This window comes from Streptomyces sp. NPDC028711, assembly GCF_055565415.1.
This window is the reverse complement of record NZ_JBVHUJ010000002.1, coordinates 815,710-835,374: the sequence shown is the minus strand read 5'-3', so window position 1 is coordinate 835,374 and position 19,665 is coordinate 815,710. Positions and strand designations below refer to the sequence as shown.

Here is a 19,665-nt window from a genome sequence, read left to right as displayed (position 1 = left end):
TCATAGGACTATTGGGAAGATCGCGTGCGCCGTACGGGCGAGGGGTAAAGGTGGGCCCGAACCAGCTCGTGCTCACCGGAAGGCCCCTCCGCACATGCCTCAGCCCTTCGTTATGCCGGATTTCTATGTTCCGTATCCGGCGCGGCTCAACCCTCATGTGGAGGCCGCCCGCACGCACACCCGGGACTGGGCGCGGCAGATGGGGATGCTGGAGGGTTCCGGGGTCTGGGAGCAGCAGGACCTCGACTCCCATGACTACGCGCTGCTCTGCGCGTACACGCATCCCGACTGCGACGAGGAGGCCCTGAACCTCGTCACGGACTGGTACACGTGGGTGTTCTTCTTCGACGACCACTTCCTCGAGGTCTTCAAGCGGACCCAGGACCGGGCGGGCAGCAAGGCGTATCTGGACCGGCTGCCGCTGTTCATGCCGGCGGATCCCGCGACGGGCATGCCCGAGCCCACGAACCCCGTCGAGGCGGGCCTCGCCGACCTGTGGCGGCGGACGGTTCCCTCGATGTCCGAGGGCTGGCGGACCCGGTTCGCGGAGGCGACGGAGCACCTGCTCCACGAGTCGCTCTGGGAGCTCGACAACATCAACGACGGGCGCGTCGCCAACCCCGTCGAGTACATCGAGATGCGCCGCAAGGTGGGCGGCGCGCCCTGGTCGGCCGGGCTCGTCGAGTACGCGGCGGGGGCGGAGGTCCCGGCCAAGGTGGCGTACTCACGGCCGTTGCGGGTGCTCAGGGACGCCTTCTCCGACGCCGTCCACCTGCGCAACGACCTCTTCTCGTACCAGCGCGAGGTGGAGGACGAGGGCGAGAACAGCAACGGCGTGCTGGTCCTCGAACGGTTCCTCGGCTGTACGACGCAGGAGGCGGCGGACGCCGTCAACGACCTGCTGACCTCGCGGCTCCAGCAGTTCGAGAACACGGCCCTGACCGAGGTGCCGCTGCTCGCCGCCGAGAAGGGGCTCGACCCGGCCGAGTGCGCGGCCGTGGCGGCGTATGCCAAGGGGCTGCAGGACTGGCAGTCCGGCGGTCACGAGTGGCACATGCGCTCCAGCCGGTACATGAACGAGGGCATGGTCGCGGCCCCCTCCCGGCTCGGCGGCGGGGGGCTCGGCACCTCGGCGTTCGACATCAGGACCGTCTTCGGCCGCCCGGCCGCCTCTCGGCTCCGGACCCTCACCCATGTGCCGCACCAGTACGTCGGCCCGTCGCTGCTGCCGGAGTTCGACCTGCCGTACGCGCTGACGCTCAGCCCGCACCATCGGGAGGCGAAGCGGCGCTCCGAGGACTGGGCCGAGCGGATGGGGCTCCTCGGGGACATCTGGGACCGCCCGATGATGGAGGGCTTCGACCTCGCGCTCTGCTCGGCGGGGCTCGATCCGGACGCCACCCCGGAGGAACTGGAGCTCAGCGCCGAGTGGCTGATCTGGGGGACGTACGGGGACGACTACTACCCGTTCGTCTTCGGAAGGTCCCGCAACCTCGCCGCCGCGAAGGAGCAGACCGACCGGTTCAAGGCCTGCCTTCCGGTGGAGGATCCGGGCGCCGGGGCCGCGCTCGCCGGGAACCCGATGGAGCGTGCGCTCGCCGACCTCTGGGCACGGACCGCCGGCCCCATGACGTCGGAGGCGCGCGCCCAGCTGCGGTTCGCGCTCGACGTGATGCTGGACAGCTGGATGTGGGAGCTGCACAACCAGGCGCAGCACCGGGTGCCCGACCCCGTGGACTACATCGAGATGCGCCGCAGCACCTTCGGCTCGGAACTCACCATGCTGATGTGCAGGCTGCGGCAGACCGAGGCGCTGCCGCCGGAGCTGTACCGCTCGGGGACGGTGCGCGCCCTGGAGAACGCGGTCATGGACTACGGGGCGCTGATCAACGACCTCTTCTCGTACCAGAAGGAGATCGAGGTCGAGGGCGAGGTGCACAACGGCGTGCTCGTGCTCCAGAAGTTCTTCGACTGCGACTACCCGACGGCCATGGCCATGGTCGACGACCTGATGCGGGGGAGGCTGCGTCAGTACGAGCACCTGAAGCAGCGCGAAGTCCCCGTGATGTTCGAGGAGTTCGGCCTTGACGCGGCCGGACGTGAGGCCTTCGGGGCGTATCTGCGGCAGCTGGAGGACTGGCTGGCGGGCATCCTCAACTGGCATCGGAACGTACGGCGTTACCGGGCCGAGGACGTCCACGCGGGCAGCGGCACCGCGCTGATCGGCCGCGGCCCGACGGGGCTCGGCACCTCGGCCGCACGGGTGGGCGCGCTGCTCGGCTCCGCCACGCGCTGACAGGCGAGAAGGCCGCCTCCGGGAGTGTCCCGGGGGCGGCCTTCTCGTACCGGCTCGCGTCAGGGGCGACGGCCGCGCAGCTCGTCCAGTTCCCTGCGGTCGCGCTTGGTGGGGCGGCCCGCACCACGGTCGCGGACGGCGGCGACGGCCACCTGCTCGCGCGGCGGCGGGGGCGGACTGTTGTCGACGTACGCCTCGACGGCGACCGGCGGCCCCACGCGCTTGGTGTGGAGCTCCTTGACCTCGACGATCCACTCACGGCCGCCGTGGAAGATCCGGACCTCGTCGCCGGGCTTGACCGGCTGGGCGGGCTTGGCCCGCTCTCCGTTGACCTTGACGTGCCCGGCCCGGCAGGCCGCCGCGGCCTGCGAGCGGGTCTTGGTGAGACGGACCGCCCAGACCCAGCTGTCGACGCGTGCGCTCATCGGCCCCCGCTTCCCCGGTCAGCCCTGCTGGAACAGCTCGGCGGGCAGTGGCTTGAGCAGCGCGTACAGGTCGTCGGTGATCGGCCGGTCCCAACTGGCGATCGTCACGAGGACGTTGTCGCTGCGGTCGAACTGCACGCAGGAGATGCGGCTCTCGGAGAGCTTGAGGCGGCGGACGATCAGGAGGTTGTCGCCCTGCATCACCGGGACGTCCTCGGCGTCGAGGACCTCGATCGGCTCGTCGTTCTCCAGGGCGGCGAGGAGCTGGGCCACCTCGAAGGGGATCTGGCCCTCCGCGAGCTCGCGCGCCGGCGAGCCCTCCGGGAGGTTGCCGATGATCATCGCGGGGCCCCGGCCGCCGAACAGGTCGTACCGGAGGAAGACGCCCTGGCAGGAGCCGTCGGGGGCGGGCAGCAGACCGGCGCCGAGGTTGCCGGGCCAGTCCCCCGGGTCCATGGCCAGGACATCGAAGTCCGGGCCCGCGGGTGTGGCGGCGCTGCGGCGGCGGAGGAAGGACATACGGCCATGGTACGTGCCCGGGCGCGCGATGCGACGCGCCGGGCGGCTCGGGGCGACGAGGCCCGTCCGGCGGCTTCCGGGAGGCCCCCTCAGGCCCTCCCGGACCGCTTTGCGGCGGCCGGCCGCGAGGGCACGGCCGGGAATCCCCGGCCGTGCCCTGGGAACCTGAAGGTGGCGTGGCGGCTCTTACGGACAGTGAGCATGCCGCCCCCCTCTGCGGCGGTCACCGCGCGCGCCCGAGCGCTCACGCGGGGCTTCCCGTGCCGGGCGGCGGCGCCGACGACGGTTCCGTGCCCTCGGCGAGCCGGATCAGGACGGCCAACGCCTCCTCGGCGCGGGCGTGTTCGACGAAGAGGTGGTCATGGTGGTATCCGGCCACCACGTTGCAGCTCATGCCGGCCGCGGCGAGCTCGCTCGCGACGGCGGCCGTGAGCCCCACGGCGTCGAGCGCCGAGTGCACCCGAAGGGTGATCCGACCCGCCACGTAGTCATAGGCGAGGCCGGCGGCGTCCGCCTCCTCCTGGCGTACGACGAGGGTGAGCCCCTCGGGCTCCGTGACGGTGACGACCGGGGCGACGCCGGCCGGTGCGGGGCCGGTCACCGTGGTGAAGACATAGCGGCCGGGGTCGAGTTCCGGCCGCATCCCGGCGAGGAGCCGGGTCAGATCACGTTCCGCGTTCATGGGGCCCAGGGTAGGCGTCCGCGCCGTGGCTCAGCCGGCGGGCGGGGTGTCCCCCACGAGCCACATGGAGAAGAACTGCGCACCGCCGCCGTAGGCGTGCCCGAGGGCCCGGTGCGCGCCGTCGACCTGGTGCTCGCCCGCCTGCCCGCGTACCTGGAGGGCGGCCTCGGCGAAGCGGATCATGCCGGAGGCTCCGATGGGGTTGGTGGAGAGCACTCCGCCGGAGGGGTTCACGGGCAGGTCGCCGTCGAGTTCGGTGACGCCGGCCTCGGTGAGCTTCCAGCCCTCGCCCTCCTCGGCGAAGCCGAGGTTCTCCAGCCACATCGGCTCGTACCAGGAGAAGGGCACGTACATCTCGACGGCGTCGATCTCCCGCCGGGGGTCGGTGATGCCGGCCTGCCGGTAGACGTCGGCGGCGCAGTCCCGTCCGGCCCGCGGCGAGACGAAGTCCTTGCCCGCGAAGAGCGTCGGTTCGCTGCGCATCGCGCCGCCGTGCACCCAGGCGGGCGGCCGGGGTGAACGGGCCGCGCCCGTACGGTCGGTGAGGACCATCGCGCAGGCGCCGTCCGAGGAGGGGCAGGTCTCGGAGTAGCGGATGGGGTCCCAGAGCATCGGGGAGGCCTGCACCTTCTCCAGGGTGAGGCCGTGCTCGTGGAGGTGGGCGTACGGGTTCAGGAGCGCGTTGCGCCGGTCCTTGTACGCGACGAGGGAGCCGATCGTGTCGGGGGCGCCGGTGCGGCGCATATAGGCCCGGACGTGCGGGGCGAAGAAGCCTCCCGCGCCGGCGAGCAGCGGCTGCTGGAAGGGGACGGGCAGCGAGAGACCCCACATGGCGTTGGACTCGGACTGCTTCTCGAACGCGAGGGTGAGGACGGTCCGGTGGACGCGCGCGGCGACCAGGTTGGCGGCGACGAGCGCGGTGGAGCCGCCGACGGAACCGGCGGTGTGCACCCGGAGCATGGGTTTGCCGACCGCGCCGAGCGCGTCGGCGAGGTACAGCTCCGGCATCATCACGCCCTCGAAGAAGTCGGGGGCCTTGCCGATGACGACGGCGTCGATGTCCGCCCAGGCCAGCTCCGCGTCGGCGAGGGCGCGGGAGGCGGCCTCACGGACGAGTCCGGCGATCGACACGTCCCTGCGGGCGGCGACGTGCCGGGTCTGGCCGATGCCGACGACGGCGACGGGTTCCTTCACTGTCGGTCCCCTTCCAGGACGGCGACCAGGTTCTGCTGGAGGCAGGGGCCCGAGGTCGCGTGGGCGAGGGCGCGGTCGGACGCGCCGCGGTGGATGCGGGCGGCGGCCTCGCCGAGCCGGATGAGGCCGGCGGCCATGACGGGGTTGGCGGCGAGGGCGCCGCCCGAGGGGTTGATCCGGACGGTGTCGTCGAGACCGAGGGCCTTGGTGAGCACGACCTCCTGGGAGGTGAAGGGCGCGTGGAGTTCGGCGGTGTCGACGGGCCGCTCGAAGGCGCCGGCGCGTTCCGCGGCGAGGCGGGTGGAGGGCGAGTCGGTGAGGTCGCGGACGCCCAGCGCGTGGGCCTCGATGCGGTGGTCCATGCCCCGGATCCAGGCGGGCCGGTCGCAGAGAGCGCGGGCCCTGTCCCCGGCGGCGAGGATCACGGCGGCGGCGCCGTCGCCGATGGGCGGGCAGTCGCCGGTGCGCAGCGGCCGGACGACGTAGTCGCCCTGGGGGCGGGTGCCGGGCAGCTGGGCGTGGGGGTTCGCCGTGGCGTCCTCCCGGCTGCGGGCGGCGATGGCGGCGAGGGCGGGTTCGTCGGTGTCGCCCGCGTCGACGAGCGCCTGTGCCTGGAGGGCGGCGAGGGCGACGGAGTCGGGCCAGAGGGGGGCGAGGTAGTAGGGGTCGAGCTGGCGGGTGAGGACGTCGCGGACGGAGCCGGGCGAGGACTTGCCGTAGGAGTAGACGAGGGCGGTGTCGGCCTCGCCGGTGAGGAGCTTCACCCAGGCTTCGTACAGCGCCCAGGCGCCGTCGGTCTCGACGTGGGACTCGGAGATCGGCGGCCAGGCACCGACGCCGTCGAGGGCCATGGTGAAGGAGAAGGCGCGGCCGGCGAGGTAGTCGGAGGAGCCGGAGCAGGTGAAGCCGATGTCCGAGGTCGTGAGCCCGGTCTGCCGGAGCACCTCGTGGAGGACGGGCATGACCATCTCGACCTCGGAGAGGTCGTCGGTGCGGCGGCGGTGGTCGCTCTGGGCGAAGGCGACGATCGCCACCTCACGGCCGGGCCGGTGCGGCGTCACAGCAGCTCCTTGTAGGTGTCGTAGTCGGCGTCGGGTTCGCCGGTGGGCCGGTAGTGGTCGGGGTAGCGGCCGTCGTCGCTCCAGACGGGTTCGACGCGCAGGCCCATGCGGACCTGGTCGTAGGGGATGCCGGCGATACGGCCGTGGAGGGCGAGGCCGGCGCCGTCGAGGGCGATGTGGGCGTAGACGTACGGGACCTCGATCTCGGCGTTCTTCGCCTTGATGTTGACGATGCAGTACGTGGTGACGGTGCCCCGGGGGCCGACCTCGACCTGGTCGGTGGTCGCGACGCCGCAGGTGGGGCAGGCGCCGCGGGGCGGGACGTACACCTTGGCGCAGGACGGGCAGCGTTCGCCGACGGTGCGGCGCTCGGCGAGCGCGTGCAGATAGCAGGTCTGGGCGCGGCCGGGGCTGTAGGTGTAGTCGAGGCGGGCGGGGGCGACGATGCCGGTGACGGGGTCGTCGAACTCGCCCGTGTGCGGGGTGGGTTCGCGGCCGGGGGTGCTGTCGCTGTCGTACGGCTCGAAGCACGCGATGTCCGTGATGGCGCCGGACCGTTCGGCGGCCCAGCGGACGCGGACCCGCAGTCCGGTGCGGACGGCTTCGGGTCCCGGCGCGTCGAGGGCGTGCAGGAGGGCGGTGTCGGCGCCGTCGAGGCGGACGAGGACCCAGGCGAAGGGGGTCGCGAGGGGCTGGCCGGGGCGGGGCGCGGGGTTCCAGGCCCAGGTGGTGATGGTGCCGGTGGCGCCGACCTCGACGAGGTCGCGGAGCTCGGCGGCGGTGGCGGGGTCGTACTCGACGGGAGGGACGAGGACGTCGCCGGCCTCGGTGCGGACGCCGAGGAGGGTGCGCTCGCGGAGGCCGGTGAGGAAGGCGGACTGGAGAGGGCTGAGGGAGCGGGTGAAGGGGAATTCGACGGTGAGGGGGGCACGGAGGGTCTCGGGCGGGGGTGCGGCGGCTGTCATGGGACGGCTCCTTTATCGGCGGGCTGAGTTTCCGCCCGGCGGCGGAAGCTTCAGCCCCGCCGGCGTGTGAGGCGCGGGGGTCCGGGGGCGGAGCCCCCGGTTTCGGGAAGGGCCGGGGTGGGGAAGAGCTCACTCCCGCCGGTAGACCGCCGCCCGTTTCTCCGCGAACGCCCTCGCCCCTTCCTTCGCGTCCGCCGTGTCGAAGATCGGCCACCCCCGTTCCAGCTCCGCGGCCAGCCCCTCCGTCTCCGTCATCTCGGCCGTCTCGTAGACGGACGCCTTGACCGCCTCGACGGCCAGCGGCCCGCACGCGTTGACACGTTCGGCGATGTCGAGGGCGGTGTCGAGCGCGGTGCCGTCGGGGACGACCCGGCCGACGAGGCCGATGCGGGCGGCTTCCTCGGCGGTGTACGGGCGGCCGGTGAGGAGCATGTCGAGGGCGTGGGTGCGGGGGATCTGGCGGGGCAGCCGGACGGTGGAGCCACCGATGGGGAAGAGGCCGCGCCGGACCTCGAAGAGGCCGAAGGTGGCGGAGGCGGCCGCGACCCGGATGTCGGTGCCCTGGAGGATCTCGGTGCCTCCGGCGACGCAGTAGCCCTCGACGGCGGCGATGACGGGTTTGCGGGGGCGGTGGTGGCGCAGCATCGCCTTCCAGTGCAGGTCGGGGTCGGCCTTGAGGCGGTCCCGGTACTGCTCGCCCGCCATGCCCTGGCCGGCCAGGGCCTTGAGGTCCATGCCGGCGCAGAAGGCGCCGCCCGCGCCGGTGAGGACGACGGAGCGGATTCCGTCGTCGGCGTCGGCCTCGAGCCAGCCGTCGTAGAGGCCGACGAGCATCGGCAGCGAGAGGGCGTTCTTGGCCTCGGGCCGGTTCAAGGTGAGTACGAGCGTGGCGCCTTCGCGCCGCACGCCGAGGTGTTCGGTGCCACCCATGGGGATCTCCCGTCTCCAGTTCTGGAACAGGTTGCAGTAGCCAGGGGCCCAGTTCAATAGTTTTCTGACACATAGTCAGATTCTTCTGCGCGACCCCTTCCCCCTGTCGGCGTACGGCGCTCTAATGACCGCCCGAGTCCGCACGTACCGGGGTCAGGAGGAACGGTGGAGTACAACCTTGCCGACCTGTTCGAATCGGTCGTCGACGTGGTTCCCGACCGCGAGGCGCTGGTGTACGTCGACCATCCGGGCACGGGCGCGGAACGGCGGCTCACCTACGCCGACCTGGACGCCGCGGCCAACCGGATCGCCCACCACCTCACCGACGCGGGCCTCCGGCCCGGTGAACACCTCGGGCTCCACCTCTACAACGGCGTCGAGTACCTGCAGACCGTCCTCGCCTGCCTCAAGGCGCGGATCGTGCCGGTCAACGTGAACTACCGGTACGTGGAGGAGGAGCTCGTCCACCTGTACCGGGACGCCGACCTCGCCGCGCTCGTCTTCGACGCCGAGTTCACCGACCGGGTCGCGGCGGCGCTGCCGCGGACGGAGAAGCTGCGCCACCTCGTGCGCGTGGGGGCCCCTCCCGAGGGGGCGGCCGCCCTCGACTGCGTGCCGTACGCCGAGGCGGAGGCCGCCGGCTCACCGGAGCGGGGTTTCGGGCCCCGCTCGGCCGACGACCTCTTCATCATCTACACCGGCGGCACGACCGGGATGCCCAAGGGCGTCCTCTGGCGCCAGGAGGACCTGTTCTTCGCGGGCCTGTTCGGCGGAGACCCCTCGGGCGAGCCCGTGAAACGCCCCGAGGAGCTGGCCGAGCGGGTCGCGGCCGGCGGCGCCGGCCTCACCTTCTTCCCCGCACCGCCGCTCATGCACGGCACGTCCACCCTGACCGCGTTCATCGCGTTCCACTACGGGCAGCGGGTCGTCCTGCACCGCAAGTACGTGCCCGAGGAAGTCCTCCGCACCCTGGAGAAGGAGAAGGTCTCCAGCATCTCCCTGGTCGGGGACGCGATGCTGCGGCCGCTTGTGGACGCGCTGCGCGGGCCGCTCAAGGGCACGGACCTCTCGGCCCTGTTCAGCCTGTCCTCATCCGGGGCGATCATGTCCGACACCGTGCGGGCCCAGCTCCAGGAGCTGATGCCGAACGTCCTGCTCCTCAACAACTTCGGCTCCACCGAATCGGGGTCCAACGGCCGCGCCACCGACGACTCCGGTCCCGCCAGGGGCTTCCGGCTCCACGTCAACGAACGCACGCAGGTCGTCGACCCGGCGACCCGCGCGCCGGTCGCTCCCGGCGAGACCGGCCGGCTCGCCCAGCGCGGTCACGTGCCGCTCGGCTACTACAACGACCCGGCCAAGACCGCCGAGACCTTCTTCGAGCGCGACGGGGTGCGGTGGGTGCTCCTCGGGGACATGGCGACCGTCGACGAGACCGGGGTGGTCACCGTCCTCGGGCGCGGCTCCCAGTGCATCAACACGGGCGGCGAGAAGGTCTACCCGGAGGAGGTGGAGCAGGCCCTGAAGTCCCACCCCGACGTGTACGACGCGCTCGTCGCCGGAGTGCCCGACGCCCGCTGGGGCAACCACGTCGCCGCGGTCGTCCAGCTACGGCCCGACGCCCCGCCGCTGGACCTGGAGGCCCTGCAGACCCACTGCCGTCCCCGCCTCGCCGGGTACAAGGTGCCCCGCCAGCTGGTACTGACCGACCGCATCCAGCGCTCTCCCAGCGGCAAGGCGGACTACCGCTGGGCCCGCACGGTGGCGGTGGACGCGGACGCGGCGGACTCCGGGAAGTCCCCCGTCCAGGGCCTGTCCGGCGGATCGGGGCCGCACAGGTTTTAGGGTCGAATCAGGCCCTGAGCCTGTCCGTCCGACCCATTGGCGTCGGATCAGGCCCTGGAGTTCCCGGCTCGAAGCCGGAATGAGCTGGGGCCGTACCTGGTCAAGAGCACTGCAACCGCATGCCCCCGAGCCTTGTCTCCATCCTCATGACACCCATTCGTCGACTGCGACCAGCCCCGAACGAACAGGAGCTACGACTGTGGAAGGTCGGCCGGGCCTTGACGGTCATCTTCGTCACCGCAGTCCTGATATCGGGCGGCGTCTTTTACGGTCTGGTCGTTCTGCTGAACGTCCAGGAGATCGACAACACTGCGAAGCTCGACGCGAAAACGCTCTTCGACCTGGTGAAACTCTCCTTCGGAGTGGTCGCCGGGGCTGGTGCGCTCGTTGCCCTGGTCGTCGCCTACCGCCGCCAGCGTGTCGACGAGGCCGGGGCCCACCGCGAAGCCACCCGGCTCCACACAGAGCGCTTCTCCCAAGCCGTCGACAAACTCGGCTCGGACTCGCCGGCCGTCCGGCTCGGCGGAGTCCACGCCCTGGCCGGCCTCGCCGACGATGCCCCTGACGACAGCCTGCGCCAGACCTGCATCGATGTCCTGTGCGCCTACCTCCAACTTCCCTTCACCCCCGACCCGGGCGACGACCCAGCCCACCAAGAGGAACACCACCGCTACCTGGCCTTCCGCAAGGTCCGGCACACCATCCTGCGTCTCATCGGCGGCCACTACAGCCTCCCGCGGGGCACTTACCGCTCCTGGCAGGGCTGCGACCTCGACCTCACCGACGTCACCATCGACTGCGACATCTCCTTCGACGGTGCGACGTTCTCCGGCGGCAGGGTGCTCTTCGACAGCGCGACGTTCTCCGGCAGCAAGGTGTCCTTCACCCACGCGACGTTCTCCGGCGGCGAGGTGCTCTTCGACGGCGCGGTGTTCTTGGGCGGCGAGGTGCTCTTCGACAGCGCGACGCTCTCCGGCGGCGATGTGTCCTTCGACACCGCGACGTTCTCCAGGGGCAAGGTCTCCTTCAACCACACGATCTTCTCCAGCGGCAGGGTCTCCTTCTGCGACGCGACGTTCTTGGGCGGCGAGATGTCCTTCGGCGCCGCGAGGTTCTCCGGCAGCGAGGTGTCCTTCGGCCGCGCGGTGTTCTGCGGCGGCGATGTGTCCTTCGGCGGCGCGAGGTTCTCCGGCAGCTGGGTGTCCTTCGGCAGAGCGACGTTCTCCGGCGGAGAGGTGTCCTTCGGCAGAGCGACGTTCTCCGGCGGAGAGGTGTCCTTCGGCAGCGCAAGGTTCTCCGGCAGCGAGGTGTCCTTCCACTACGCGACGTTCTGCGGCGGCGAGGTGTCCTTCAGCGGCGCGACGTTCTCCGGCAGCGAGGTGTCCTTCGACACCGCGACGTTCTCCGGCAGCCAGGTGTCCTTCGACCAGGCGAGTGGCCTGGCTCCCGACGGACTTCTCGCTGCCGTCGGTAGGGGTGCTCCTGGGACTGTCCGCCTGTCCCAGACCTGGTTGCCCGCCGGCCGCTAGCCAGGCGGACGGAGGCTTAGAGCATGATCTGACACCGATGTTCCTCAGACCCCGTGTTCCCGGTGTGACGGCGCCCGCCGTGCGGAGGTGGGCGTCTGCCTGTTCCGGAGGTCTGGGGGTGCACGTCGCTACTGGATGTTCCACTCCGTACCCCATTTACAGGAATCGGGCCGGATAGGCGCACGTCGGCTACTAGAGTGACGAACTACGGCACACGCTCAGTTACTTCGACTCCCGCGCGCGGAGTCGAAGTGGTTCCGCCCGGCAGCCAGCCGGGTCCGTGTTGAGCGGTAGGAGCGGAAGTGCCGTACCAGGAAGAACCGTCAGGACTGCAGCTGTTGATCCTCTTGGTCGCCTTGGCCCAGTTGCAGCTGGACCTGACCCAGTGGATCAGCGGCATGCTGACCTGACGGCCCCACATGCCAGCGTCCGACAACCAGTCGGGCGCTGGCCCCATTTTGCTGGCCAGCGCCCCAGTCGGGGCCGGCCGACCGGCCAACCTAGCGCACTGCTCAGTACGCTGGCTTGTGACCCCAATCTAGCAATCTGCGCAGATCGATGTCGTCTGCTCTACAGGATTCATTGGTAGTGATTCCGCCCTACCGATTCGCCGTACGGTTCACGTACCAATATTGGTACGAGTCCGTGCTGCTATTCCGTGTTGCTGTAAGGGGCGTTTCCCTGCTCTGGTTCCGGCGTTTTCCCTGGTCAGGGGCTTGCATGGTTCAGGGGGTGTGCCAGGTGCCGCGGAGGAGGGGGATCACGCGTCTTGGTCTCCGAGGCCGTACCTGACCTGCCCGGTGGCAGGGTGGACGGCACGCGGCCCCCGCAGCGCCACCACTGCGGCGCGGGCCGCCGGCCCTGCCTCGTATCGCCCGCAGGGGAGGTGGCCGTGTTCCTGGTGGAAAGACGCGGCCGCCGTGAGTCCTTGCGCCCAGGCGGCGTCATCTCGCGCGGCGCGTCTGTCGAGTGCCGCCTGGGAGGGCAGTGACCTTCGCTCCAGTCGTCGAGGATCCGCTGGGCCAGCGGCCGGACCTCCTCCATCAGGCGGTCCGCGGCCTCGCCGGTCAGCGCCGGGATCGCGTAACGGCGGTCGAAGCCGTAGCAGACGGAGAACGGGCGGGCGCCGCCGACCAGGGAGTTGGTGTCCGCGTACAGGCGACCGGTCTTCAGGTCGAGCTCCAGGGGGGGTAGGCGGGCTGGGGCTTGACCTGGCCCGGGAAGCGGCAGTGGAGCTCGGTGGTGCCAGTGGGGGCAATGGTCAGCTCCGCCATGGGGATTGACCTTCGTGTTGTCGGACACGGTCCTGCAAGACCTGTCCGGCCGGGTGTCGGAGGGGCGTTTCCCTCCGACACCCGGCCCCATAGTTAACCCGTGGGTGAACTTTCCAGCTCTGAGGACAGGAAACTGGCGTTCGAGCCGTGGAGCGGGTGGACGAGATCGGCGCGTACCGGCTCGGTCGGCTGAAGTTGTCGCAGATCCCACCGAACCGGATGGCGGCGCTAGCTCGGTACGCGCTGGGGTCGAAGGCGCCACTGTTGGAGCGGGCGGCGGAGCCGAAGCGCACGACGATGCTCACCGCGGTGATGCGGCACCTGGAGGCAAAGGCGCGCCCTGCTGGGCTACGGGTGCACCTGCCGCCAGCAGTCCGCCTCAGCGCGAGCCACTTCGGCGTCGTACTGACTCGCGTCGAAGTGGAGCTCCGGCGGAGGGTGGGGCATGTCGGGGTGCGACTTCCACGGAACCTCCCAGTCCGACCACTGCACGATCTCTCCGAACCGCTGCACGACCACGGTCAGGAAGCCGCAGCAGCCACCGGTGCAGTCCGGTTCGCCCAGCTCCAGGCGGTGCGCCTCGCTGGTCGCCCGGAGAGGGCTGGGGCGGCCGGCCGGCAGCGCATCGGCCGCGTACGGTCCGCGGCCGCCTTCGCCGACCGCCTCTTCGACGACGTCCTCGCCGTTGACCCAGAGCCGCAACTGGGCAGCGAACCGGGGACCCGGCGGCAACGCCCTGATCTCCACGCGATCGAACATCAGACCAGCCTACGGGGCGGCGCTGAAGTGGGTGCGCGGCCCAGCCGACGCCTACCTCCACAGTCGTGAACATCTGCCGTCGGCACTCGTGAACAGAACCACCCGGGCTTTGGCCTAGCCTGCCATCGTGTCCACGGGTACCGGGCCGTGCAACGACCAGTGGCTAGGGCGCGTCCGATGGGTCGTGTGACTCACCCTCGGGTCGATCGTTTCGGTCGACATGGGGCGGGGTGATCTTTCGGATGAGGAATGGGCTCGGCTGCAACCTCACCTGCCCAGGCGTGTGGTCCGACGTGGACGGTGGCAATGCCACCGCCGTGTGATCAACGGGATTCTGTTCCGGCAGCGGACGGGCCTGCCGTGGAGGGATCTGCCGTTCCGTTTTGGGAAGTGGAAGACGGTGCATGACCGTCATCGCAGGTGGTCAGCGGACGGCACGTGGGAGGGGATCCTGCGAGTCGTCCAGGTCGACGATACCGAGGGCCGGATCGACTGGAGCATGGTCAGCGTGGACTCCGCTCCATGCCGAGCTCACCCGCACGCGGCAGGTGCGTACTCTCGTCCGCCAAGAGTTCCTGGGAGTCGTAGCGTCCCCGTTCGGCACCAGGCCGATGAGGCCCTGGGCCGCTCGAGGGGTGGGCTGACTTGCAAAATCCATCTGTCGGGCGAGGGCGGACGTCGCCCCCTTGCTTTCGTCGTCACTCCTGGCCAGTGGGGCGATGCCCCGCAGTTGATCGCCGTGATGGAACAGCTCCGGGTCCCCCGGCCGGCTGGCGGACGCCCACGTACTCGGCCCGACCACCTTGGTGGCGACAAAGCCTATTCGTCGCGTCGAAACCGCAGCTACCTGCGGCGGCGTCAGATCAGGCACACCATCCCGGAGCCCGGAGACCAGCGTGCCAACCGTCAAAGGTGAGGCAGTCAAGGCGGCCGGCCGACCAGGCTCGACAAGAGGGCTTACGTCTTTCATGGGACGGTCACCGTCGCTTCGATCCGGCTCTGGCTTCGTGCGTGAGCGATGCCAAGTCCCTGTCGGTTTTGATGCGGCTTATCGCATGACCGGACGGTTGGCGGAGGTGTACTCGTCCGCGACGTTGAAGACGCTGGCACAGAGCGGGCATTCCGCACATCCGAATAGATGAGAAATTCCGTCGGCGAGTGCCGTCTGGCCTGCGTGGACGGCCAGCTCGAACATCCACCTGCCAGTTCCGGTTAGTTTCTCGGCGGCCACCGGCCGCAAACCCCTTCGTTCCACATCACCCAGGTTCCAGTCCTGGGCCGCTGAGTACTTTCCGTAGTTGCCGATGGCGATCCTGACCCCGACGCCACAGTGCGGACACGTCAAGGGGTAGAAGTCATCCTCGAAGTCGCCAAGGACCGCCGCCCAGTGGTACTCCTCCTCGACCGCGAGCAGGGCACGCAAGGTCACAAGGAAGTCAGCTGGCCTCGACCGCAGGTGCCGACCCAGCACCACGCGGAACTCCGCAATGGCGTCGGCGCAATCCGCCAGGAGATCATCGCAACCATGGCGCCCTGCTGCACGTTCGAGAATCTCCCCCGCCAGGTGCCGTGCCTGCGTGCTGCGCGGCGCGAGGCGCACCAGGCGCGGCAGGGCAGCGAAACTGGCCGGGGACACCAAGTCATGCTCGAGAACGAGCCGCCACCCCAGTTCCTTCCATGCTGCTGGGTCATCATCGTGCTCGACCTGCTTCAAGAGCTGCGGAACACGACCGACCTCAAACCAGCAATCATGCGTATCCGTCCACGTGACCACGTCGGTATTGAACCTTGCCCAGGTGGTCAGGGGCGAGTCCGCGTTTGCGGGTCAGTCGTGACGCATCTCCGAGCGACCCCGTCGGACAGGCCCTAGAGCCCGAACTCCCTGAGTGCCGCCAGGAATTCCTCGGGCTGGTCCGTGTGGACGAGATGCCCCGCGTCGATCGTCGTGAGGCGGGCGCCGGGGATGAGCGCCGCAAGACCGGCCGGCTGGTCCTGCGGTATGTGGCTGGACGGGCCGCCCGCGAGGACGAGGGTGGGCGCCGTGATCGCGGGCAGATCCGCGCGCCAGGCCGGGTCCGGGGCGTTCAGCTGGGCGTCGGTGGCCGGGACGATCTCCCAGTCGAAGGCGAGGGGGCCCTCGGGGCGTTCGGCCGGCGGGCGCGGCGGGTCGAGCGGGACGAACCCCGGGGGCTCCTCGAGGACGAGCCGGCCGATCAGTCCCGGCTCCCGCTGGGCGAGCAGGCAGGCGGCCCCCGCGCCCATCGAGTGGGCGACGACCGTGGCGCCGGTGAGGCCGAGGGCCTTGAGGAGGCCGCCGAGTTCGTCGCGGAAGACGTCGAAGCCGTAACGGCCCGGCCGGTCGCTGAGTCCGTGGCCGCGCAGGTCGACGGCGTACACCCGGTGGTCGGCAGAGAGCTCCGCCGCGACCCGCGACCAGGTGGTGCTGTTCTCGCCGCGCCCGTGGACCAGGACGACGGGCGGGGCGTCCTGGGAGCCGCGTACCCGGTAGGCGAGGCGGACGCCGTCCACCCTGACCGTGCGGACCTCGGGGTCGAGGAACGCGGCGACCGGGCGGCGGAAGGCGTCCGCGTCGTCCACCCACGGGAAGTGTCCGGCGCCGGGGAGCACGACGAGTTCGGCGCGGGGGAAGCAGGCGGCCGCCTCGGCCGCCTTGGCGGGGGTCGGGCCCGCGTCGTACTCCCCCGCCAGGATCAGGACCGGCGCGGTGAGCGCGGTGAGCGCGCGGCGGGTCGTCTCCGGGTCGTAGGCGCCCTCTCCGTGGTAGGCGGAGGCGGCCTCCTCGCGTATCTGGCCCGCCGCGGCCGCGGCGTGCTCCTGGGCCGCGGCGTCCCACCGGCCGTAGGCGAAGGGGGCGACGATCTCCAGGACCCGCGGGAGCGGGGTGTCCGGCCCGATCGTGGCGAGCGCGGCGCGGGCCTCCGGGTACCAGGGCCGGTCGGCGAAGATCTCGACGGCCTCGTCCCACTCCTCGTCGGTGGTGTCGACGCCGAGCGCGCGGCTCGCGGAGGTGACGAGGACGAGGGAGCGGATCCGCTCGGGGTACGCGGCCGCGTACAGGACGGCCAGGTTCCCGCCGGCCGAGTGGCCGAGGAGGTCGATCCGGTCGAGGCCGAGGTGGGCGCGGAGCGCCTCGACGTCGCCGACCTGCCGGTCGCAGCGGTACGTGGCCGGGTCGGCGGGCTCGGCACTCGCTCCGGTGCCGCGGGCGTCGAGGAGGACCAGGGCGCGGTGGGCGGCGAGCCCGCCGAGGTCGCCGAGGTAGTCGGCGTCGCGCATCGGTCCGCCCGCGAGGCACAGCAGCGGCTCTCCCTCCCCGTGGATCCGGTAGGAGAGTGCGGTCCCGTCGTACGTCGTGATCTTCGGCATGGCGACGATCCTCACCGGCGCCGGACGATCTTCGCAATCGGTTTCACCGAGAGCGCGATACGGTGGACGAAACGTCCCCGATCAGCGAAGGAACCGTTTCACCGTGCCCGAGACCGGGGAATCCGCGCTGCGCGGCGACTGTGCGAACTGCTTCGGCCTGTGCTGTGTGGCGCTGCCCTTCGCGAAGTCGGCCGACTTCGCCGCGAACAAGGCGCCCGGTGAGCCCTGCCGGAACCTCCAGGAGGACTTCCGCTGCGGCATCCACACGCGGCTGCGGCCCAGCGGTTTCCAGGGCTGCACGGTGTACGACTGCTTCGGCGCGGGTCAGCAGGTCTCCCAGGTGACCTTCGGCGGCGTGTCCTGGCGCGAGGCGCCGGAGACGGCGAGCCTCATGTACGACGTGTTCTACGTGATGCGCCAGCTCCACGAGCTGCTGCGGTACCTCACCGAGGCGCTGGACCGGCCGGCGGCCCGACCGGTCCACGCCGAGCTGCGGGGCGCGCTCGACCGTGTCGAGGCGCTGACGCGGTGTTCGGCGGAGACCCTGGAACAGCTCAGGGTGCCCGACGTCCGCGCCGACGTGAACCGGTTGCTGCTGCGGACGAGCGAGCTGGTCCGCGCGACGGCCGGCGGGAAGCCGAAGAGCAGGCGCGGGGCAGACCTGGTCGGGAATCGGATGCGCGGCGCGAAGCTGCGCGGCACCGACCTGCGGGGAGCGCTGCTGATCGCCGCCGATCTCACGGGAGCGGATCTGTCGCTCACGGATCTGATCGGCGCCGACCTGCGGGACGCCGATCTGTCGGGGGCGGATCTGACGGGCGCCCTGTTCCTGACACAGCCCCAGTTGAACGCGGCGCGCGGGGACGCCGCCACCCGCCTCCCGGAGGGTTTCGAGCGCCCCGCGCACTGGACGTCCTGACCGGCTCCGCTACGAGCTGGTCGCCGCGTTGCGCCAGACCGTCACGTCGAGCGTCAGATAGGTGCTGGGCGAGTCCTCGGGGGAGATGCCCTTGACGGTGACGAGACCCAGATGGCCGCTGCCGGTCGTGACGCAGACCTGACGGCCGGTGGCCAGCTTGTTCACGTACACCTCCTGGGTGAACCGGGTCTCCGCCCGGCACACGGCGAGGGAGCCCTGCTGTCCCGGGTCGAGGAGCACCAGGCTGCCGCCGCTGCTCTCGGCGTCGAGGTATCCGCCGGTGTCGTAGGAGAGTTCGTAGCCGCCGTCCTCACCGCTCTGAGGCCGTACGCTCTCGTCGCCGAGGGTCAGGTGATAGCCGGCGGTGAGGTTGATGCCCTTGTAGTCGGCGGGCTTCGGCTCGGTGGCGGTCGGGGGCTTCGCTCCCGCGGTGGTGCCGCCGGTGGTGCCGGGCGTCGTCGTCGCCCCTCCGCCGTTCGGCTTGCCGCCGTTCGTCGTGGTCTCCTGCCCCTTCTCCTTCAGCAGCGTGTAGGCCGTCACACCGCCCACGAGGCCGAAGGCGAGCACGGCGGCGAGCGCGACGAGGAGCCCCCGCTTACCCCGGTTCGGGGCGGGCGCGGGCGGTTGTCCGCCCGGGACGCCGTAGTGCTGGTACGGCGTGGGGACGGGCCCCTGCGGCGGCGCGTAGGCGTGGACCGGCGCCGCGTGGACCGGCGCCCCGTGCGGGCGGGGTGTTCCGTACGGCCCGGGCTGCGGCGGCTGCTGTCCGGCGGGCGGGCCGTACGCGCCGGGCGGGGCGGCCGGCGGGGCCGGGGTGGCCGCGGCGGTGGGGGCGTAGGCCGCGCCGGGGGCGGTGGGCGCGTGACCGGCCGCCGGAGCGGGCGGGCCCGAGGGGGCGGTGGGCGTGTAGCCGGCCGCGGGGGCGGTCGTCGGGGGCGGTGGGGTCTGCACGGGGGCGGGAGCCGCGGCGCGTGCCGTGATCTCGGCGGAGACCGGGCCCGGCAGCCAGTCCTCGGGGCGCCGGAGCACCGTCGCCGCGTTCGCCTCCTGGCAGAGCCGGATGACCTCGGCGAGCGTCGGCCTGGCCTCGGGGTCCTTCGCGAGGCAGCGGGTGACCAGCTCGCTCAGCCGCTCCGGCACCGCGCTGAGATCCGGCTCCTCGTGCACGATGCGGTACAGCACGCCGTGCGAGGTGCCCTCGCCGAACGCCGGGGCCCCCGTCGCCGCGTAGGCCGCGACCTGGCCGAGCGCGAAGATGTCGGTCGCCGGGGTCACCTTGCGTCCCGCGGCCTGCTCGGGCGCCATGAACGACGGGGTGCCGATGGTGACGCCGCTGCCGGTGAGCGAGGTCGCGTCGGCGGCGTGGGCGATGCCGAAGTCGATGACGCGGGGCCCGTCGGACGCGAGCAGCACGTTGGACGGCTTGAGGTCGCGGTGGACGATGCCGGCGCCGTGGATGACGTGCAGGGCCTCGGCCATCCCGGCGACGAGCAGCAGCACCGTCTCCACGGGCAGCGCTCCGTGGGCGACGACCGCGTCGGCGAGGGACGGGCCCGGGACGTAGGCCGTGGCCAGCCAGGGCTGGACGCCCTCGGGGTCGGCGTCGATCACGGGCGCGGTGAAGAGTCCCTGCACGCGCTGCGCGGAGCGCACCTCCTGGGCGAAGCGGCGGCGGAACTCCGCGTCCTCGCCGAACTCGGGGCGGATCAGCTTGATCGCCACGGGCCGGCCGCCGGGCGTGTACGAGAGGTACACCTTGCCCATGCCGCCGGCTCCCAGCTTGGCGGCCAGCCGGTAGCCGGCGACCGTGGTGGGGTCGTCCGCCGCCAGCGGTTGGAAGATCTCGCCGCTTCGACCCGGCTGCTGACCACTCATGTACT

15 protein-coding genes and 2 pseudogenes are annotated in these 19,665 nt (G+C 71.3%); 6 read left to right on the top strand and 11 right to left on the bottom strand.

All coding sequences use genetic code 11. The annotated features are described in order from the left end of the window. Positions 1-94 precede the first annotated feature (94 nt). Positions 95-2,296, top strand: a complete 2,202-nt coding sequence (locus tag ACZ4VK_RS09495) for a terpene synthase family protein (protein ID WP_468350206.1) — start codon at positions 95-97, stop codon at positions 2,294-2,296. Between the two features lie 59 nt (positions 2,297-2,355). Here ACZ4VK_RS09495 and ACZ4VK_RS09490 read toward each other — a convergent pair whose 3' ends face one another. The 7 genes from ACZ4VK_RS09490 to ACZ4VK_RS09460 all read right to left on the bottom strand — a co-directional run bounded on the left by ACZ4VK_RS09490 (position 2,356) and on the right by ACZ4VK_RS09460 (position 8,072). Then, complete coding sequence (locus tag ACZ4VK_RS09490; protein ID WP_468350204.1) at positions 2,356-2,721, bottom strand: RNA-binding S4 domain-containing protein; 366 nt, start codon at positions 2,719-2,721, stop codon at positions 2,356-2,358. Positions 2,722-2,739: 18 nt separating this feature from the next. Further along, positions 2,740-3,240 carry a hypothetical protein gene (locus ACZ4VK_RS09485; protein ID WP_468350202.1) on the bottom strand — a complete coding sequence of 167 codons (501 nt, stop codon included), beginning with the start codon at positions 3,238-3,240 and terminating at the stop codon, positions 2,740-2,742. 244 nt (positions 3,241-3,484) lie between these two features. Further along, entirely contained in the window at positions 3,485-3,922 is a 438-nt protein-coding gene (locus tag ACZ4VK_RS09480; RefSeq protein WP_468350200.1) for an ACT domain-containing protein, read from the bottom strand. Between the two features lie 30 nt (positions 3,923-3,952). Further along, positions 3,953-5,116 carry a thiolase domain-containing protein gene (locus tag ACZ4VK_RS09475; protein WP_468350198.1) on the bottom strand — a complete coding sequence of 388 codons (1,164 nt, stop codon included), beginning with the start codon at positions 5,114-5,116 and terminating at the stop codon, positions 3,953-3,955. Then, entirely contained in the window at positions 5,113-6,177 is a 1,065-nt protein-coding gene (locus ACZ4VK_RS09470; RefSeq protein WP_468350196.1) for a thiolase domain-containing protein, read from the bottom strand. The genes ACZ4VK_RS09475 and ACZ4VK_RS09470 overlap by 4 nt, the downstream gene beginning before the upstream one ends. Beyond that, a complete protein-coding gene (locus tag ACZ4VK_RS09465) occupies positions 6,174-7,142 on the bottom strand; it encodes a Zn-ribbon domain-containing OB-fold protein (RefSeq protein WP_468350195.1) in 969 nt (322 codons plus the stop codon). Before ACZ4VK_RS09465 ends, ACZ4VK_RS09470 begins: the two co-directional genes overlap by 4 nt. Positions 7,143-7,271: 129 nt before the next feature. Further along, on the bottom strand, positions 7,272-8,072 hold the full coding sequence (locus tag ACZ4VK_RS09460; RefSeq protein ID WP_468350193.1) for a crotonase/enoyl-CoA hydratase family protein: 801 nt from the start codon (positions 8,070-8,072) through the stop codon (positions 7,272-7,274). Between the two features lie 165 nt (positions 8,073-8,237). On the opposite strand from ACZ4VK_RS09460, the gene ACZ4VK_RS09455 reads away from it, so the two are divergent. From ACZ4VK_RS09455 to ACZ4VK_RS09445, 3 genes and pseudogenes are all read left to right on the top strand, one after another. Continuing rightward, complete coding sequence (locus tag ACZ4VK_RS09455; RefSeq protein ID WP_468350191.1) at positions 8,238-9,917, top strand: acyl-CoA synthetase; 1,680 nt, start codon at positions 8,238-8,240, stop codon at positions 9,915-9,917. Between the two features lie 218 nt (positions 9,918-10,135). Further along, positions 10,136-11,446, top strand: a complete 1,311-nt coding sequence (locus ACZ4VK_RS09450; RefSeq protein WP_468350189.1) for a pentapeptide repeat-containing protein — start codon at positions 10,136-10,138, stop codon at positions 11,444-11,446. A gap of 1,415 nt (positions 11,447-12,861) precedes the next feature. Continuing rightward, positions 12,862-13,056 (top strand): annotated as a pseudogene (locus tag ACZ4VK_RS09445) (hypothetical protein); the annotation flags it as partial. 12 nt (positions 13,057-13,068) lie between these two features. Here ACZ4VK_RS09445 and ACZ4VK_RS09440 read toward each other — a convergent pair. Continuing rightward, on the bottom strand, positions 13,069-13,479 hold the full coding sequence (locus tag ACZ4VK_RS09440; protein ID WP_468350187.1) for a hypothetical protein: 411 nt from the start codon (positions 13,477-13,479) through the stop codon (positions 13,069-13,071). A gap of 220 nt (positions 13,480-13,699) precedes the next feature. On the opposite strand from ACZ4VK_RS09440, the pseudogene ACZ4VK_RS09435 reads away from it, so the two are divergent. Then, a pseudogene (locus tag ACZ4VK_RS09435) lies at positions 13,700-14,494 on the top strand (IS5 family transposase). Positions 14,495-14,527: 33 nt separating this feature from the next. Here ACZ4VK_RS09435 and ACZ4VK_RS09430 read toward each other — a convergent pair. Beyond that, on the bottom strand, positions 14,528-15,253 hold the full coding sequence (locus ACZ4VK_RS09430; RefSeq protein WP_468350185.1) for a hypothetical protein: 726 nt from the start codon (positions 15,251-15,253) through the stop codon (positions 14,528-14,530). Positions 15,254-15,345: 92 nt separating this feature from the next. After that, positions 15,346-16,866, bottom strand: coding sequence for an alpha/beta fold hydrolase (locus tag ACZ4VK_RS09425; protein WP_468350183.1), 1,521 nt, complete (start codon positions 16,864-16,866; stop codon positions 15,346-15,348). 103 nt (positions 16,867-16,969) lie between these two features. On the opposite strand from ACZ4VK_RS09425, the gene ACZ4VK_RS09420 reads away from it, so the two are divergent. Further along, entirely contained in the window at positions 16,970-17,785 is an 816-nt protein-coding gene (locus tag ACZ4VK_RS09420) for a pentapeptide repeat-containing protein (protein WP_468350181.1), read from the top strand. 9 nt (positions 17,786-17,794) lie between these two features. On the opposite strand, the gene ACZ4VK_RS09415 is transcribed toward ACZ4VK_RS09420, so the two are convergent. After that, on the bottom strand, positions 17,795-19,660 hold the full coding sequence (locus tag ACZ4VK_RS09415; RefSeq protein WP_468350179.1) for a serine/threonine-protein kinase: 1,866 nt from the start codon (positions 19,658-19,660) through the stop codon (positions 17,795-17,797). Positions 19,661-19,665: the final 5 nt, after the last annotated feature.

Excerpts from the sequence above, each read along its gene's own strand:
- ACZ4VK_RS09485 (WP_468350202.1), bottom strand. The coding sequence starts at position 3,240 with ATGTCCTTCCTCCGCCGCCGCAGCGCCGCCACACCCGCGGGCCCGGAC.
- ACZ4VK_RS09425 (WP_468350183.1), bottom strand. The coding sequence starts at position 16,866 with ATGCCGAAGATCACGACGTACGACGGGACCGCACTCTCCTACCGGATC.
- ACZ4VK_RS09440 (WP_468350187.1), bottom strand. The coding sequence starts at position 13,479 with ATGTTCGATCGCGTGGAGATCAGGGCGTTGCCGCCGGGTCCCCGGTTC.
- ACZ4VK_RS09490 (WP_468350204.1), bottom strand. The coding sequence starts at position 2,721 with ATGAGCGCACGCGTCGACAGCTGGGTCTGGGCGGTCCGTCTCACCAAG.
- ACZ4VK_RS09495 (WP_468350206.1), top strand. The coding sequence starts at position 95 with ATGCCTCAGCCCTTCGTTATGCCGGATTTCTATGTTCCGTATCCGGCG.
- ACZ4VK_RS09465 (WP_468350195.1), bottom strand. The coding sequence starts at position 7,142 with ATGACAGCCGCCGCACCCCCGCCCGAGACCCTCCGTGCCCCCCTCACC.
- ACZ4VK_RS09415 (WP_468350179.1), bottom strand. The coding sequence starts at position 19,660 with ATGAGTGGTCAGCAGCCGGGTCGAAGCGGCGAGATCTTCCAACCGCTG.
- ACZ4VK_RS09480 (WP_468350200.1), bottom strand. The coding sequence starts at position 3,922 with ATGAACGCGGAACGTGATCTGACCCGGCTCCTCGCCGGGATGCGGCCG.
- ACZ4VK_RS09460 (WP_468350193.1), bottom strand. The coding sequence starts at position 8,072 with ATGGGTGGCACCGAACACCTCGGCGTGCGGCGCGAAGGCGCCACGCTC.